Below are 16,352 nucleotides of genomic sequence, written 5' to 3'. Positions count from 1 at the left end.
TTGGGTGTATGCCGCGAGGTCAAGAGGATGGTTTAACCTTAAACCATCAGCCGGAGGAGCCGCCCGTGAAAGACGAGAAGACACCGCAGAAACCCGCTCTCTACTATCACGAGCACCCGAAACCGGGCAAACTTGAAATCCGCGCAACCAAGCCGATGGCGAACGGACGCGACCTGTCGCTGGCCTATTCCCCGGGGGTCGCGGATGCCTGCATGGAGATCAAGGCCACCCCGGCAGATGCCAGCCGCTATACGGCGCGCGGCAACCTGGTGGCGGTTGTCACCAACGGTTCGGCGGTGCTGGGCCTTGGCAATATCGGTGCGCTGGCCTCGAAACCGGTGATGGAAGGCAAGGCGGTCCTGTTCAAGAAATTCGCCAATATCGACTGTTTCGACATCGAACTGGACGAGGCGGACCCGGAAAAGCTGGCCGATATCATCTGCGCGATGGAGCCGAGCTTTGGCGCGGTGAACCTGGAGGACATCAAGGCGCCGGATTGTTTTATCGTTGAACAAATCTGCCGCGAGCGCATGAACATCCCGGTTTTCCACGACGACCAACACGGCACGGCCATCGTGGTCGGTGCTGCGGCAACCAATGCGCTGATGGTCGTGGGCAAAGCGTTCGGCGACATCAAGGTGGTGTCGACCGGCGGCGGGGCGGCGGGTATTGCCTGTCTGAACATGCTTCTGAAACTGGGCGTGAAACGGGAAAATGTCTGGCTCTGCGACATCGAGGGGCTGGTCCATGAGGGCCGCGAGAAGGACATGACGCCGCAGAAGGCGGAGTATGCGCAAGGCCAGAGCCCCGCCACACTGGACGAGGTGATCGAAGGCGCCGACCTGTTCCTGGGCCTGTCTGGCCCCGGTGTGCTGAAACCCGAGATGGTGGCGAAGATGGCGGACAAGCCGGTGGTCTTTGCACTGGCCAACCCGACACCGGAGATCATGCCGGACGAAGTGCGCAAGGTCGCGCCCGACGCGATCATCGCCACCGGACGGTCGGATTTTCCCAATCAGGTCAACAACGTACTCTGCTTTCCGTTCATCTTCCGCGGGGCGCTGGACGTGGGCGCGACCGAGATCAACGACGCGATGCAGCTGGGCTGTATCGAGGGGATCGCAGCGCTTGCCCGCGCCACCACCAGCGCCGAGGCGGCCGCGGCCTACAAGGGCGAACAGCTCTCCTTCGGCGCCGATTACCTGATCCCGAAACCCTTCGATCCGCGCCTGATGGGCGTGGTCGCCAGCGCGGTCGCCAAGGCCGCGATGGAAAGCGGGGTCGCCACCCGTCCCCTGGCCTCGTTCGAGGAGTACAAGGCCAAGCTGGACGGTTCGGTGTTCAAGTCCGCCCTGATCATGCGCCCGGTCTTCGAAGCCGCCCGTGGCGCCGAGCGCCGTGTGGTCTTTGCCGAGGGCGAGGACGAGCGTGTGCTGCGGGCCGCCAATGCGATGCTGGAGGAAACCACCGACGCGCCGATCCTTGTCGGGCGCCCGGATGTCATCGCGAAACGCTGCGAACGCGCGGGCCTGCCGCTGAAGCCCGGCGTCGATTTCGACATCGTCAATCCCGAACGCGACGACCGCTACCGCGACTATTGGCAGACCTATCACGGGATCATGGCCCGGCGCGGTGTGACGCCGGACCTGGCCAAGGCGATCATGCGCACCAACACCACCGCGATCGGCGCCATCATGGTGCATCTCGGCCAGGCCGACAGCCTGATCTGCGGCACTTTCGGCCAATATCAGTGGCACCTGAACTATGTGAACCAGATCCTGGGCACCGAAGAGCTGCACCCGACCGGCGCGTTGTCGCTGATGATCCTGGAGGACGGCCCCCTGTTCATCGCCGACACCCATGTGCATCCCGAACCGAGCGCGGCGCAGCTTGCAGAAACCGCCTGCGCCGCCGCGCGCCATGTGCGTCGCTTCGGGGTCGACCCGAAGGTCGCCATCTGCTCCTATTCGCAATTCGGCAACCACGGCTGCGACACCGGCGTGCGGGCCCGTGGCGCGCTGGACATCCTGGATGCCACCCCGTGCGATTTCACCTATGAGGGCGAAATGCATGTGGACGCCGCCCTGGACGAGGCCACCCGCCGCCACATCTTCCCCGATACGCGGTTCAACGGGTCGGCCAATGTGCTGGTTTTCCCCAATGCCGATGCGGCCAGCGCCGTACGCAACATCCTCAAGACCAAGGGGCTGGGGCTCGAGGTCGGGCCGATCCTGATGGGCATGGGCAACCGCGCCCATATCGTCACCCCGTCGATCACCGCGCGCGGGCTTCTGAACATGTCCGCGGTCGCAGGAACCCCGGTGGCGCATTACGGCTGATCGCTTCAGGGGGCGGCCCGCCTGCACCTGGCGCCCCCCCGCCTCCCCGACATGTCCCGCCCACCCCGCGCCGAATCTTTGCGGGAAAATTTTGCAAGCATGATTTGCAGTTTTGCAAAAACGACAAGTTTCAAAATTTCAGCACATATCCCCAAGGGCTTTGCAAAAATTTGCAGGCGCTATCAGCGAAACCTTGCAAAATTATTGCGCCGAATTGCCGCCCAGGGCCTCACGGGTCTTGCCCCGGCCTCCCTGCCCCCGCTACACCCGTTTCAAGCGTTCTGAGGAGGATACACCGCATGGGATACAAAGACGTCTACGAAGCCTGGCAGGCGAACCCGGAAGCCTTCTGGATGGAGGCCGCCCAGGCGATCGACTGGGACAAGGCCCCGTCGAAAGCGCTGTTTGACGAGAACGCCCCCCTGTACGAATGGTTTTCAGACGGCATGGTCAACACCTGCTGGAACGCTGTGGACCGTCACGTCGAAGGCGGCCGGGCCGACCAGGTCGCCGTGATCTACGACAGCCCGATCACCGGCCGTCAGGAGAAGATCACCTATGCCCAGCTGAAAGATCGCGTGGCCTCGCTGGCCGGTGCGCTGGTGGCCAAGGGTGTGACCAAAGGCGACCGCGTCATCATCTACATGCCGATGGTCGCCGAGGCGCTCGTCGCCATGCTCGCCGTGACCCGCATCGGCGCGGTGCATTCGGTGGTCTTTGGCGGCTTTGCCTCGAACGAGCTGGCCGTGCGCATCGACGACGCCCAGCCCAAGGCGATCATCGCCGCCTCCTGCGGGTTGGAGCCCGGCCGGATCGTGCCCTACAAGCCGCTGCTGGACGGTGCCATCGAGCTGTCCGCGCACAAGCCTGACTTCACTCTGATCCTGCAGCGTGAAGAGCACCCGGCCGAGCTGATCCCCGGTCGCGACTTCGACTGGAACGAGGCCCAGCAAGGCGTTGCGCCGGCCGATTGCGTGCCGGTCGAAGGCAACCACCCGGCCTATATCCTCTATACCTCCGGCACCACCGGCCAGCCCAAGGGCGTGATCCGCCACACCGGCGGCCACCTGGTCGCCCTGAACTGGACCATGAAGAACCTCTACAACGTCGATCCCGGCGAAGTCTTCTGGGCCGCCTCGGACGTGGGCTGGGTCGTGGGCCACTCCTATATCACCTACGGGCCGCTGATCGCCGGCAACACCACCATCGTCTTTGAAGGCAAGCCAATCGGCACGCCGGATGCGGGCACGTTCTGGCGGGTGATTTCCGAGCATAATGTGAAAAGCTTCTTCACCGCCCCCACCGCCTTCCGCGCCGTGAAACGTGAAGACCCGAAGGGCGAGTTCGTGAAGAAATACGATCTGTCCTGCCTGAAACAGGTTTACCTGGCCGGTGAACGCGCCGACCCCGACACGATCGTCTGGGCGCAGGACCAGTTGAAGGTGCCGGTGATCGACCACTGGTGGCAGACCGAGACCGGCTTTGCCATCGCCGCCAACCCGCTGGGGATCGAGGAGCTGCCGGTCAAGCTGGGCTCGCCCTCGGTGCCGATGCCGGGCTTCCAGGTCGACATCCTGGACGAAGGCGGCCACCCGATGCCCGCCGGAGAACTGGGCGCCATCGCGATCAAGCTGCCGCTGCCGCCGGGCACGCTGCCAACCCTGTGGAACGCCGAGGACCGGTTCAAGAAGAGCTACCTCAACACTTTCCCCGGCTACTATGAGACCGGCGACGCGGGCTACAAGGACGAGGACGGCTATGTCTATATCATGGCGCGCACCGATGACGTGATCAACGTGGCAGGCCACCGCCTGTCCACCGGCGCGATGGAAGAGGTGCTGGCCTCGCATCCCGACGTGGCCGAATGCGCGGTGATCGGCGTGACCGACCAGCTGAAGGGCCAGTTGCCGCTGGGGCTTGTCTGCCTGAACGCCGGCGCCGACCGCCCGGATGCCGAAGTCACCGCAGAATGCGTCAAGCTGGTGCGCGAAAAGATCGGCCCCGTGGCGGCCTTCAAGCTCTGCGCGGTGGTGGATCGCCTGCCCAAGACGCGGTCCGGCAAAATTCTGCGCGCGACCATGGTGTCGATCGCAGATGGCAAGGAATACAAGATGCCCGCGACCATCGATGACCCCGCGATTCTGGACGAGATTCGCGAAGCGTTGAGCGACATGGGCTACTCGAAAGCATAAGATCCACCGCCACAATCGGTGAAAAACCACCCCTGGGCCTGCCCGAGGGTGGTTTTTTTATTCGTTGGACGTGATATTTAAAGAATGCTCAACCGATCCGGGTGAAACTGTCCGCCGTAGGTTGCCAAAATGAAGGTCATGCAGTTGAACAGTGAGCCGAGCCATAGTCCCGAGCCTGCGCCGCGGGGAGGCGGCGTGGATGGCGCAATCAAGGTTCTGGCCGTGGGCACCCGGGAACAGGCCTGGTTGTTTCCCGACGATCCGTTCCTGAACCATGGCCTGCGGATCCTGCGGGCCGCCTCGCTGGAGGATGCACGGGCCATTTTCGACACGCAGCTGCCGCAGCTCGCCTTCCTGCCGCTGCGGCTCGACGGCGCCTCGACGCTTGCGGATGTGAAGGACTGGCTGACCCGCGTGCCGGAGACCACGATCGTGGTGGTTGCCAATAATGACGAGATCAACGATGCCGCCGAAGCCATGCGCAACGGCGCCTTCGACTGCCTGTTCACCCCTTTCAGCCGCGTCCGGCTCAGCAAGACGGTTGAAAGCGCATTGCGCCAGTGCCGCCCACCCGCCGGCGCGCGCAGCGGGAGCGTCGCGGTAGCGTCGCCCCCGAAGGCGCCGACCCCCGCCACCCTGTCGGCAACCGTTGCGCCACCGCCCGGCCCGTCGACGATGACCGAACCGCCGGTCGCCCCGCTGGGGGTCGTGTCGCGCGATACGGATATGGATGCAATCTGTCTGATCGGCGGCTCCCCCAGCATGTCGGCGGTGCTGGACAAGGTGGAGGCCGTGGCGCGCTCTGACGCGACGGTGTTCATCCAGGGCGAACATGGCGCCGGAAAAGAAGCCCTCGCGCGCGATATCCATGCGCGCTCGGCGCGCCGACAGGCAAGCTTCGTTCCGGTGGACTGCGCCGCCCTGCGCACGGAGACGATCGAACGCGACCTGCTGGGCCTGGCTGGGCAGCCCGGCACACCGGGCGCCGAACCGCTGCTTCATCTCGCCCGCGACGGAACGCTGTACCTGGACGAGATCTGCAACCTCTCCCCTCCGGTGCAGGCGCAATTCCTGCGCGTCCTGCAACGCTGCGCGGCGTCGGATCCCGGTCAGCCCCACCGCACGGCCATCCGGGTGATCTGTTCCACCGCACGCGACCCCTTTGTCGAGATGGAGGAGGGCCGGCTGCGCGTCGACCTCTTCTATCGGCTGCATGTGGCAACGCTGACCATGCCCCCGCTGCGCACCCGCGACAGGGACGTGCTGGAGATTGCCCAGGCACGGCTGAAGCATCTCTCCGCCCGCGAGGGGCGTGGCTTTGCCGGTTTCAGCCCGGAGGCACAGGGCATCTTGTTGCGCCACAAGTGGCCGGGCAATGTGCGCCAGCTTCTGAACGTGATCTGGAACGTGGTGCTGAACCATGACGCCGCGACGGTCGAAGCGCATATGTTGCCCGAGGAACTGAGCGCCGACACCCGTGGCTTCGCCGACCAGGCGGGCCAGGCCGGTTCCCACGTGCCGATCCACGGCCGCACCCTGGCCGAAATCGAACGCGATGTGATCGAGGCGGTGATTCACACCCACGGCGGGTCGATCCCGCGTGCGGCCCGGGCGCTGGATGTCTCGCCCTCGACGATCTATCGCAAGCGCGAGGCCTGGCTGCGGGAGGACCGCGACAAGGGCTGAAAAGCCGGAAGCCGACCCACCCTAACTTATCCCTTGTGGCCTGTGCCCTGCCTGCTCAGACGAACTGTTCGCGAATCAGCCGCTCTTCCAGCCCGTGGCCGGGATCGAACAGGATGCGGTGCCTGATCGCCTCTTCCGAGCGGATCTCGACCGAAGTCACGTCGCGCACCGACCGGCTGTCCGCATCCGCCATGACCGGGCGTTTTTCGCCCTGCAGCACATCAAAGCGCACCACGGCGGTCTTGGGCAGCAGCGCGCCACGCCAGCGGCGCGGGCGAAAGGCGGACATGGCGGTCAGCGCCAGCACGTCCGAGCCGATCGGCAGAATCGGCCCGTGAGCGGAATAGTTGTAGGCGGTCGAACCGGCGGGCGTGCACAGCAGCGCGCCATCGCAGACGAGCTCCTCCAGCCGCACCTTGCCATCCACGCTGATGCGCAGCTTGGCCGCCTGGGGGCCTGCGCGCAGCAGGGAGACCTCGTTGATCGCCAATGCCTCATGCACCGAGCCATCCCGGCACTCGGCGCGCATCGACAGCGGGTTGATCACCTCTTCCTCGGCGGCAAACAGCCGGTCGATCAACCCGTCCGGGCTGTATTTGTTCATCAGGAAGCCGACGGTGCCGCAGTTCATGCCATAGACCGGCGCGGGCAGGGATTGGGTCTCGTGCAGGGTCTGCAACATGAAACCGTCGCCCCCGAGCGCGACAATGATATCGGCCCTGTCCGGCGCCACGTCGCCGTAGCGCGAGACCAGCTCGGCGCGTGCCTCGCGGGACACGTCCGTGTTCGAGGCCACGAATGCGATATTGCGACTCATAGGCTGTTTCCTGTCTTGCCCCCTGTTTCCGAAACAACCACATGTTTCCGCGAAGCGCCAGAGATGCCGCGTCTTTCCGGCAGTTGGTCGCATTCCGCTCTTTGCGCCCCGATATGTTTCCGATAGGAAATCAGCAATCCAGTCGCCTTACCCAAGGAAAACGCACATGACCACCACCCGCGACCCCGGTTTCTTCACCGAATCCCTGTCGACCCGTGACCCCGAGCTGTTCGGCGCCATGACCGATGAGCTTGGCCGCCAGCGCGACGAGATCGAGCTGATCGCGTCCGAGAACATCGTTTCCGCCGCCGTGATGGAGGCGCAGGGCTCGGTCTTGACCAACAAATACGCCGAGGGCTACCCGGGCCGTCGCTACTATGGTGGCTGCCAGTACGTTGACGTGGCCGAGAACCTGGCGATCGACCGTGCCAAACAGCTGTTCGGCTGCGAATTTGCCAATGTTCAGCCGAACTCGGGCAGCCAGGCCAACCAGGGTGTGTTCCAGGCGCTGATCCAGCCCGGCGACACCATCCTTGGCATGGACCTGTCGGCCGGTGGCCACCTGACCCACGGCGCCCGTCCGAACCAGTCGGGCAAGTGGTTCAACGCGGTGCATTACGGCGTGCGCAGGGAAGACAGCCTGATCGACTATGACCAGATCCAGGCGCTGGCGACCGAGCACCAGCCCAAGCTGATCATCGCCGGTGGTTCGGCCATCCCGCGCGTCATCGACTTCGCCCGGTTCCGCGAGATTGCCGATTCGGTTGGCGCCTACCTGATGGTCGACATGGCCCATATCGCCGGTCTGATCGCGGCCGACGAACACCCCTCGCCCTTCCCACATGCCCATGTTGCCACCACCACCACCCACAAGACCCTGCGCGGCCCGCGTGGTGGCATGATCCTGACCAATGACGAGGCAATCGCCAAGAAGGTCAACTCGGCCATTTTCCCGGGCATCCAGGGCGGTCCGCTTATGCATGTCATCGCCGGCAAGGCCGCGGCCTTCGGCGAGGCGCTGAAGCCGGAGTTCAAAGACTACCAGAAAGCCGTGCGCGCAAATGCCGTGGCTCTGGCCGACCAGCTGGTCAAGGGCGGGTTGGATATCGTGTCCGGCGGCACCGACACCCACCTGATGCTGGTGGACCTGCGTCCGAAAGGCGTGACCGGCAACATCGTGGACGCCGCCCTGGGCCGCGCGCATATCACCACCAACAAGAACGGCATTCCGTTTGACCCGGAAAAACCGACCGTGACCTCGGGCATCCGTCTGGGCACCCCCGCCGGCACCACCCGTGGCTTTGGCGAGGCAGAATTCCGCGAGATCGGGGATCTGATCATCGAGGTCGTGGACGGTCTGGCCGCCAATGGCGCGGATGGCAACGGGGCGGTGGAGGAGGCCGTGCGTGGCAAGGTCGCCGCGCTTTGCGCCCGCTTCCCGATGTATCCGAACCTGTAAGCGGATTGCCGAACAGACAAAAGGGCCCCCAGCGGGGCCCTTTTTCTTTGCCTGCAGGCCTGCCCGCCTGCCTGCCCTCCCCGGAGCCTCCAGGCCTCGGCTTGGCGGTGAACTCCTCAAGCAGCTTCTCGTTTTTCGGCCCGGACGGAGGAGCTTTCCCGAACGCCGGTCAGAACGCTCCAACCTCAGATTTCCGCCAGCAAACCACGGATCATGCGCCCGACCTCTTCGGGCGGAATATTGGAAAACCGCCGTTCCAACCCCAGAAGCACGATTCCGTGCACCGAGGAAAACAAGGTGCGGGTCATCATCTCGATCTCGGCCCTGTCACGGTCGGGCCAGAGCTGCGCAAGCGCCCGCCCGATATGGGAAAAGAGCCCGCGCAGCCGGGTCAGGTACCAGTCCGATAGGGCGGGATCGTCCGGCAATTCCAGGTCAAACAAAGCGCGCCAGCGGTTGGTATGGGCCTCCGCATAGTCCAGGTAGGCCAGCGCCATGGCGACCAGCGCCTCGCGCGGGGTTGCCTGCCCGTCCTGGCTGGCGGAAAGGGCCGCGTCCAGCTCCGCGAAGGTCCGCGCGTTCACCTCCATGAACAGGGTCGGAAGGTCGGGGTAGACATTGTAGATCGCGCCCAGGGAACAGCCTGCCTCCGCCGCCAGATCCCGCGCCTTGACCGAGGCCAGACCACCGGCGACCACGCCGCGCTCGGCCGCGTCCACCAGGGCCTGACCCAGGGCCGCGCGCCGTGCCTTGGTCTTTTCGCTCATCCGGACCTCCTGTTCATGAACCGCGTTCATCCTAGCGCCGGCGCGCCGGAAGGCAAACCGCCCCGACGCCGTGGCCGGACCGGTTGCGAAGGCTCAGATCAGCCCACGCCAGCGCAGCGCGGCAACAAACAGGGCGGCCACCACCAGCAGGCTGAAGGCAATCCCGGCGAGCCAGTTCAGAACAATCCCCTTGCGCCGGTCCCACGGGTCGATGCCGCGCAGGTGGCGTTCGACATGGGTCAGCGAGCGATCCAGCCGCGCCGCGTCGAGCTGGCGCGACAGTTTCGGGTGGGCTTGCAGGGACAGCGCGTCGACAATCAGCGCCCCGTCACGGCGGATACGACGCGGCAGGCGGCGTCCGGCCCGGGCCAGCTTGGCCGCGAACCCCTCCCCGCCAAGACCCAGGCGTTCCTCCATCAACCGGGTCAGGATTTCCACCCGGGGGTCCAGATCCATCTCGTGTCCTCTCGTTGCGGCGCGACCCTAGCGGAGAGGGCTTTCCGCCTCAACCGCCCTGCGCTATGTCGGGACCATGTTGGAGATGCAGACCTTCGGCGACGACGCCACCCGCCCGCCCATCCTGATCGTGCACGGCCTTTACGGGTCCGGCCGCAATTGGGGCGTGATCGCCCGCCGTCTGGCAGACGACCGCCGGGTGGTCACGGTGGACATGCGCAACCACGGCGCCAGCCGCTGGGAAGAAAGCCACGATTACCACGACCTGGGCGCCGACCTGGGCGAGGTGGTGGATGCGATCGGTGGCGAGGCGGATGTGATCGGCCATTCGATGGGCGGCAAGGCCGCGATGGTGCTGTCGCTGGACAGCCCGGACCGGGTGCGCCGCTTGCTGGTGGCGGACATCGCGCCGGTCGCCTACAGTCACACTCAGGTGCACCTGATCCACGCCATGCGCGCGCTGGACCTGACACTGACCCCCACGCGCAGCCAGGCCAACGCGGCGCTGGAGGCCGCCATCCCGGAACCCGACGTGCGCGCCTTCCTGCTGCAGTCGCTGGACGTGAAGGGGCAGCGCTGGATGCTGAACCTCGAAGTGCTGGAACGCGACATGGAAAAGATCACCGGCTTCCCGGCTGTGAGTGGCCGGTTCGACGGCCCTGCCCTGTTCCTGGCCGGGGCGAATTCGGATTACGTGCTGGCAGAACACCGTCCGCTGATCAAACGGCTGTTCCCGAATGCCAGACAGGCCAAGATTCCTGGCACCGGCCATTGGCTGCATGCCGAGAAGCCGCGTGAATTCGAAGCCGCCGCGCGCATGTTCCTGAACGGCTGAGACCGCTCCCGGGGCGAAATGTCACAGGCAGAAAGCATCCGGAAAACCGGGCGCGCATCGGCAGACGGACCGGCAAAGCGGATCGCCCGCCCCCGGCCCTGTGGCTTCAGTGGGTCCAGGGACCGCGGCGGTTGGTGGCGAAATTCTCGCCATAGCCGCCCTGACGGATGTTCGCCACGCGCTTGTGGGGCTCAGTCACCGTGGCTTCGATCCCCTTGGCCTCGGCATAGGCCAGTGCGGCCTCCTTGCTGTCAAAGCGCAGGCGCACCTGGCTTTGCGTGTCACCCGAGCCGGTCCAGCCCATCAGCGGATCAATCTCGCGCGCCTCGTCATTGGCAAATTCCAACAGCCAGACCCGCGTCTTGCCCATGCCCGAGGACATGGCGTTGCGGGCGGGTTGATAGATACGGGCGCGCATGGATCGACTCCTTGATAGGGCTGGGCATGTTATCCGAAACCTTGGCCCCCAGCGCAAGCCCCGAGACACCCCGGGCACCATAAAAAACAAGCCCCGGGACATGCCCGGGGCGTAGTACCATTTACCGAAGCGTTTCGAGATTAAGTTGGGATACAACTTGATTTCGAAACGCCTACAACTTCAACCAGTTCCGTGCACTTCGCCTGATTGCCGTGTCTCAACAACAAGCCGAAACGCCCTTGGTCTCGTGCAAGACAACTCGTCTCAGGAAAGGTGGGCTGCCGGCACCTGACGAGGGAGCGAGGGGTGGGGTGGGTGTTTCGTCAGGGCCGACAGCCTGTCTTGCTGCTTGCCCCTTGACGCTAGCGCGAGGAGAATAATCGTGCAACAGGAAAATACACTTTTGGTTGTGTTTTATTGAAAATAAATCACCTTTAAGTGGTAACGATTTGTTAATCTTTTCAAGGAATTGGCGCGGAAAGAGCGCGGAGACCCCAATCGGTCAACCACGTGCCAGTCGTGTCGGTTTTTTACCGCGCCGTCAGGGTCCGCGCACCTCCCCAGAAATGGGGAGGGCCTATGCCGCCACCCAGCGCAGACGCGGTCCGACCTCGGCAAAACCTTCGCGTTCGAAAAAGGCCAGCGAGCGTGCCCAGGCGGGTTGCGCGGGTGCGCCGGCTTCCAGCCGGGTCCAGCCCTCGCGCCGGGCCACTTCGCGCGCAAAACCCAACAGCTCGGCCGCCACACCGCGTGACCGAAAGGCGGGATCGACGTAAAGCTCGGAAATCTCGCCAAAGCCGCCGCCCGCGTAGATCGCCGCGCAGCGGTTCAGCATCATCACGCCCACTGCACGCCGGTCGGATTCGGCCAACAGCCCGATCACCTGCTGCCCGGCCAGAAGCTGTCGCGCCACGGGGGCCACGGGGGCCACGGGGGCCACGGGGGCGAGCCCATCGCCGCTCAATTCCGTCAACAGTGCCTCCACCAGCCGGGCAATTGCCGGGGCGTCCTTCATCTCTGCGCGTCGGATCGTGACCATTCTGCTCTCCCTCTTTTTTCGCGGTTTTCCCCAGTTGCAGGAGGCCCCGCGAGAGGGTCAAGCGGACAGGCGGGAAAGCGCCTGAGAGATGAGATCATATGCCGATCCGGGCGCCTCGATCGGCAAAAGATGGCCGAAAGCGGGGTCTTCCAGCGTAACAAAGTCCGGCCGCACCCGGGCGAGTTCATGCCACATCGGCTCCGGGAAGAAATAGCTCGGCCGCCCGCGGATCACCGCCACCGGGATGTCGAGCGTTTCAACATCGGCCAGCACCGCCTCGGCATGAAAGAAATTATGCGCCTCCCAGGCCTTGGGAAAGGCCAGCTGCACCCCCTGCCCGTTTGCAACCGTCCCATGGGCCGCGACCGCCGCCCAAGCCTCCGCGTCGAAACGGCGATAGGCGGGGTGGGATTGCAGCTCGGCCAGATATTGCGCCCCATCCGGCCAATGATCCCTGCGGTCCCGCGCCGCGCGCACGGGTTTCACGAAACGCCCGGCCCATTTCGGCATCCTTTTCGCCACTCTCACGGCACGGGGAGAGACAACGGCAGGCTCCACCAGCACCAGCGCGCGAAACAGCGAAGGATCGGCCCGCTGCGCAAGCACCATGGAACAGGCGCCCATCGAATGGCCGATCCCGATCACGCCCGCCCCCCGCGCCCGGATCGCATGGGCCAGGTCTGCGCCGTAGCGCCGCCAGCCATCCCCGCGCCCGGGCGCCCCCGCCTCCGACCAACAGGCGCGGTTGTGCAGACCGGACAGGGATACCCGCCGCGCCAGCCGCCGCATCAGCGGTTCATAAAAGCCCAGGGGGAAGCCGTTCCCCCCGTAAAACCACGCTTTCTCGCCCGTACCGGGCCAATCCCAGACCTTCATGCGCGCCATGCTGACAGCCGCTGACAGGACAGGCCATGATGACCACGCGGCAGGCCCTTGCGCGCGACCAGAATGCGACCATCTTAGGGAGGCCCGGAAGGAATCAGTCATGACCGACAGCCCGCTTACCTCGCCCACCACCGCGCCCCAGGCCCGTCCCAAGCTGGAAGGCGGCAAGCGTTTCGTCATGCACACCCCCTTTACGGCGGCGGGCGACCAGCCCACGGCGATTGCGGAACTGGCCGCAGGTGTGAACGCGGGCGAACAGGACCAGGTGCTCTTGGGCGCGACCGGCACCGGCAAGACCTTCACCATGGCCAAGGTGATCGAGGAAACCCAGCGCCCGGCCATCATCCTGGCCCCGAACAAGACCCTCGCCGCCCAGCTTTATGGCGAGATGAAAGGCTTCTTTCCGGACAACTCGGTCGAATATTTCGTCAGCTACTACGACTATTACCAGCCCGAAGCCTATGTGGCGCGCACCGACACGTTCATCGAGAAGGAAAGCCAGATCAACGAACAGATCGACCGCATGCGCCACTCGGCCACGCGGGCGCTGCTGGAGCGGGACGACGTGATCATCGTCGCCTCGGTCTCCTGCATCTACGGCATCGGTAGCCCCGAGACCTACACGGCGATGACCCAGGATCTGGAGGTCGGCAAGGACTACGACCAGCGCTCGGTCATGAAGGACCTGGTCGCCCAGCAATACAAACGCAATGACAACGCGTTCCAGCGCGGCTCGTTCCGCGTGCGCGGCGACAGTCTGGAAATCTGGCCCAGCCACCTCGAAGATCGCGGCTGGCGGTTGAGCTTCTTTGGCGAGGAACTGGAAAGCATTACCGAATTCGACACGCTGACCGGGGCCAAGACCGACGCTCTGGACAAGGTGCGCGTCTATGCGAACTCGCATTACGTGACGCCGACGCCGACCCTGAAACAGGCCATTCAGGGCATCAGGCAAGAGCTCGCCGTGCGGCTGAAACAGCTCGAAGACGAAGGCAAGCTGCTGGAGGCCCAGCGGCTGGAACAGCGCACACGGTTTGATCTGGAAATGCTCGAAGCCAGCGGGTTCTGCAACGGGATCGAGAACTATTCGCGCTATCTCACCGGCCGCGCGCCCGGCGAACCGCCTCCCACCCTGTTCGAATACATCCCCGACAACGCCATCGTCTTTGCCGATGAAAGCCATGTGTCGGTGCCACAGATCGGCGGCATGTATCGCGGCGACTACCGGCGCAAGTTCACCCTGGCCGAACACGGGTTCCGCCTGCCCAGCTGCATGGACAACCGCCCGCTGAAATTCGAGGAATGGGACGCCATGCGCCCGCAGTCGGTCTTTGTCTCGGCCACACCTGCGGGCTGGGAGCTGGAACAGTCCGGTGGCGTCTTTGCCGAACAGATCATCCGCCCCACCGGCCTGCTGGACCCCGAGATCGAAATCCGCCCGGTCGAAATGCAGGTCGATGACCTGCTGGATGAGGTGCGCCGGGTGTCCGAAACAGGCCTGCGCACCCTGGTCACGACGCTGACCAAACGCATGGCCGAGGATCTGACCGAATACCTGCACGAACAGGGCATTCGCGTGCGTTATATGCACTCGGATATCGACACGATCGAACGCATTGAAATCCTTCGGGATTTGCGGCTGGGGGCGTTTGACGTGCTGGTCGGCATCAACCTGCTGCGCGAAGGTCTGGACATTCCCGAATGCGGGCTCGTTGCCATTCTGGACGCCGACAAGGAGGGCTTCCTGCGCTCCGAGACCTCGCTGATCCAGACCACCGGCCGGGCCGCACGAAATGTCGAGGGGCGCGTCATCATGTATGCCGATCGCGTTACCGGCTCCATGGAACGCGCGATTTCCGAGACCAACCGGCGGCGCGAAAAACAGATGGCTTATAACGAGTTGCACGGCATTACGCCGGAAACGGTGAAGAAGAATGTCGAGGACGTGCTGGCCGGGCTCTACGAGGGTGACGTCGACATGAACCGCGTCACCGCCAGGGTCGACAAGCCGATGGTCGGCGCCAACCTGATGGCCCACCTCGACGGGTTGCGCGCCGAGATGCGCAAGGCGGCCGAGAACCTGGAATTCGAAGAAGCCGCCCGCCTGCGCGACGAAGTCCACCGTCTGGAAGCGGTGGAGCTGGCCGTGGCCGACGACCCGCTGGCACGGCAATCGGCGGTGGAGGCGGCATCCGAGCCGAAGGGGCGGAGTACCGCGGGGAAACCGGGGCAGCGGGCGGGACGAGGGAAGAGGCGGTGACTGACTGGGAATCACTTTCGACGGAATTGGATGCCCCCTCACATGCCAATTGTCGATATTCGTAAACAGCTCGTAACTTTTTCAAATTCCGCAGATTGACCGCTTGCAGGTTTACGCTCCAAAAAGGACAGTGCCGCCACGCGGGTGGGCGAGAAGCACCCGCTTGTCGGGGCGGGGCGGGCGCTGTCCGGGCCTTCGGCCCGTCCGGTATCACTTTCCACCGCGCGGCTTCGCGGACCGCCGCAGCGGATTGCCCTCGCCAGCCGCACCCCCTACCTTGCCGACATGAGCAAACCCACCGCCATCATCCTCGGCGCCGCGGTCTGGCCGGGTGGCGTGCCCTCGCCCACGCTCAGGCTGCGGGCGGAACATGGGGCGCGGCTCTATCTTGATGGCCGGGTGAGCGGGATCATTGCCTCCGGGGGCATGGGTGTGCATCCGCCCGCAGAGGCTGCGGCAATCCGGGACATTTGCATCAATCTGGGCGTACCAGAGCAGGCCATCCAGCTGGAGGACCGCTCGACCACCACGTCGCGGAACCTCGCCTTTTCGCAGCCCATGCTGCCTGACCCGACTGGCCCGGTGGTGATCGTCACCGACCTCTACCACCTGCCCCGTGCACATCTGGTGGCGCGGCGGCTGGGAATGCGGGCGACCGGCGCACATCCGGGCCTCAAGGGCCGCAGCCCCTGGCGCCTGCTGAAAATGTCCCTACGCGAGCTGGTGGCGCTGGCCTGGTACCTGATCCGCCCTCAGCGATAGACATCCACCCGCACCGAGTTGCCGGTGTCCCCATATCCCCAGACCTCGACCACCACCGTCGCCCCGCCCGAGACGATATCCCGCGCGGCCACCGGGTTGATGGAACCGTTCATGATCATGCGCTCCATCGCTGCGCGGTTGTCGATATCCCCGAAGAAACTGTCCCACTCGTCGCCTGCGTGCCGGATGCCGAAACGGTGAAAGTTTGCCCGATCCTGGCGAATGATCTGCCAGGGCTCAGACAGACGCGCGCCGCTGGAATTGTACAGATCCTCGCGCCCGATATGGGCCACGTAAGACCCGATCAACTCCTGTGCGAGACCGGCGGTGGGAATGACCGCCAGAAGCGCAGTCGAGATTGCCATGCCTTTGAAATAATGCATTATTTCCTCCTCAATCGCTGCGGCCATCCTGGCAGTTTTCGGTCGCTAAACCCA

General features: G+C 64.7%; 14 protein-coding genes. 7 read left to right on the top strand and 7 right to left on the bottom strand.

Going from position 1 to position 16,352, the window contains the following annotated elements:
* Positions 1-65 precede the first annotated feature (65 nt).
* From Q1V43_RS14375 to Q1V43_RS14365, 3 genes are all read left to right on the top strand, one after another.
* Positions 66-2,339: an NADP-dependent malic enzyme gene (locus tag Q1V43_RS14375; protein ID WP_300519378.1), complete on the top strand. Its 2,274-nt coding sequence runs from the start codon at positions 66-68 to the stop codon at positions 2,337-2,339.
* A gap of 299 nt (positions 2,340-2,638) precedes the next feature.
* A complete protein-coding gene (locus Q1V43_RS14370) occupies positions 2,639-4,531 on the top strand; it encodes a propionyl-CoA synthetase (protein ID WP_300519375.1) in 1,893 nt (630 codons plus the stop codon).
* A 195-nt stretch (positions 4,532-4,726) separates the two neighbouring features.
* Complete coding sequence (locus Q1V43_RS14365) at positions 4,727-6,217, top strand: sigma 54-interacting transcriptional regulator (RefSeq protein ID WP_300519371.1); 1,491 nt, start codon at positions 4,727-4,729, stop codon at positions 6,215-6,217.
* Between the two features lie 55 nt (positions 6,218-6,272).
* On the opposite strand, the gene Q1V43_RS14360 is transcribed toward Q1V43_RS14365, so the two are convergent.
* Positions 6,273-7,034: an NAD kinase gene (locus Q1V43_RS14360; RefSeq protein ID WP_300519369.1), complete on the bottom strand. Its 762-nt coding sequence runs from the start codon at positions 7,032-7,034 to the stop codon at positions 6,273-6,275.
* Between the two features lie 166 nt (positions 7,035-7,200).
* On the opposite strand from Q1V43_RS14360, the gene glyA reads away from it, so the two are divergent.
* Positions 7,201-8,493, top strand: a complete 1,293-nt coding sequence (gene glyA, locus Q1V43_RS14355; RefSeq protein ID WP_300519367.1) for a serine hydroxymethyltransferase — start codon at positions 7,201-7,203, stop codon at positions 8,491-8,493.
* A 185-nt stretch (positions 8,494-8,678) separates the two neighbouring features.
* Here glyA and Q1V43_RS14350 read toward each other — a convergent pair whose 3' ends face one another.
* Together Q1V43_RS14350 and Q1V43_RS14345 are read right to left on the bottom strand one after the other, a co-directional pair.
* Positions 8,679-9,260, bottom strand: a complete 582-nt coding sequence (locus tag Q1V43_RS14350) for a TetR/AcrR family transcriptional regulator (RefSeq protein ID WP_300519365.1) — start codon at positions 9,258-9,260, stop codon at positions 8,679-8,681.
* Between the two features lie 93 nt (positions 9,261-9,353).
* Positions 9,354-9,716, bottom strand: coding sequence for a hypothetical protein (locus Q1V43_RS14345; protein ID WP_300519362.1), 363 nt, complete (start codon positions 9,714-9,716; stop codon positions 9,354-9,356).
* Positions 9,717-9,792: 76 nt separating this feature from the next.
* Between Q1V43_RS14345 and Q1V43_RS14340 the strand changes: the two genes are divergently transcribed.
* A complete protein-coding gene (locus Q1V43_RS14340) occupies positions 9,793-10,551 on the top strand; it encodes an alpha/beta fold hydrolase (RefSeq protein ID WP_300519359.1) in 759 nt (252 codons plus the stop codon).
* A 106-nt stretch (positions 10,552-10,657) separates the two neighbouring features.
* Here the strand turns inward: Q1V43_RS14340 and Q1V43_RS14335 are convergent, their stop codons facing one another.
* From Q1V43_RS14335 to Q1V43_RS14325, 3 genes are all read right to left on the bottom strand, one after another.
* Positions 10,658-10,969 carry an ETC complex I subunit gene (locus tag Q1V43_RS14335; protein ID WP_300519357.1) on the bottom strand — a complete coding sequence of 104 codons (312 nt, stop codon included), beginning with the start codon at positions 10,967-10,969 and terminating at the stop codon, positions 10,658-10,660.
* Positions 10,970-11,546: 577 nt separating this feature from the next.
* Positions 11,547-12,008 carry a GNAT family N-acetyltransferase gene (locus Q1V43_RS14330; RefSeq protein ID WP_300519355.1) on the bottom strand — a complete coding sequence of 154 codons (462 nt, stop codon included), beginning with the start codon at positions 12,006-12,008 and terminating at the stop codon, positions 11,547-11,549.
* Positions 12,009-12,065: 57 nt separating this feature from the next.
* On the bottom strand, positions 12,066-12,893 hold the full coding sequence (locus Q1V43_RS14325; protein WP_300519353.1) for an alpha/beta hydrolase: 828 nt from the start codon (positions 12,891-12,893) through the stop codon (positions 12,066-12,068).
* A gap of 100 nt (positions 12,894-12,993) precedes the next feature.
* Here Q1V43_RS14325 and uvrB point away from each other — a divergent pair, with 100 nt between their 5' ends.
* Together uvrB and Q1V43_RS14315 are read left to right on the top strand one after the other, a co-directional pair.
* Positions 12,994-15,153: an excinuclease ABC subunit UvrB gene (uvrB, locus tag Q1V43_RS14320; protein ID WP_300519351.1), complete on the top strand. Its 2,160-nt coding sequence runs from the start codon at positions 12,994-12,996 to the stop codon at positions 15,151-15,153.
* Between the two features lie 285 nt (positions 15,154-15,438).
* Entirely contained in the window at positions 15,439-15,915 is a 477-nt protein-coding gene (locus tag Q1V43_RS14315; RefSeq protein WP_300519348.1) for a YdcF family protein, read from the top strand.
* Here Q1V43_RS14315 and Q1V43_RS14310 read toward each other — a convergent pair.
* Entirely contained in the window at positions 15,906-16,298 is a 393-nt protein-coding gene (locus Q1V43_RS14310) for a hypothetical protein (RefSeq protein ID WP_300519345.1), read from the bottom strand. The genes Q1V43_RS14315 and Q1V43_RS14310 overlap by 10 nt on opposite strands.
* Positions 16,299-16,352 lie beyond the last annotated feature (54 nt).

The sequence above is a fragment of the Aliiroseovarius sp. genome (genome assembly GCF_030148435.1).
In the GTDB taxonomy this organism is placed as follows: domain Bacteria; phylum Pseudomonadota; class Alphaproteobacteria; order Rhodobacterales; family Rhodobacteraceae; genus JASBTN01.
Note: the sequence above shows the minus strand (reverse complement) of the source record. Positions and strands in the feature narration are given on the sequence as shown.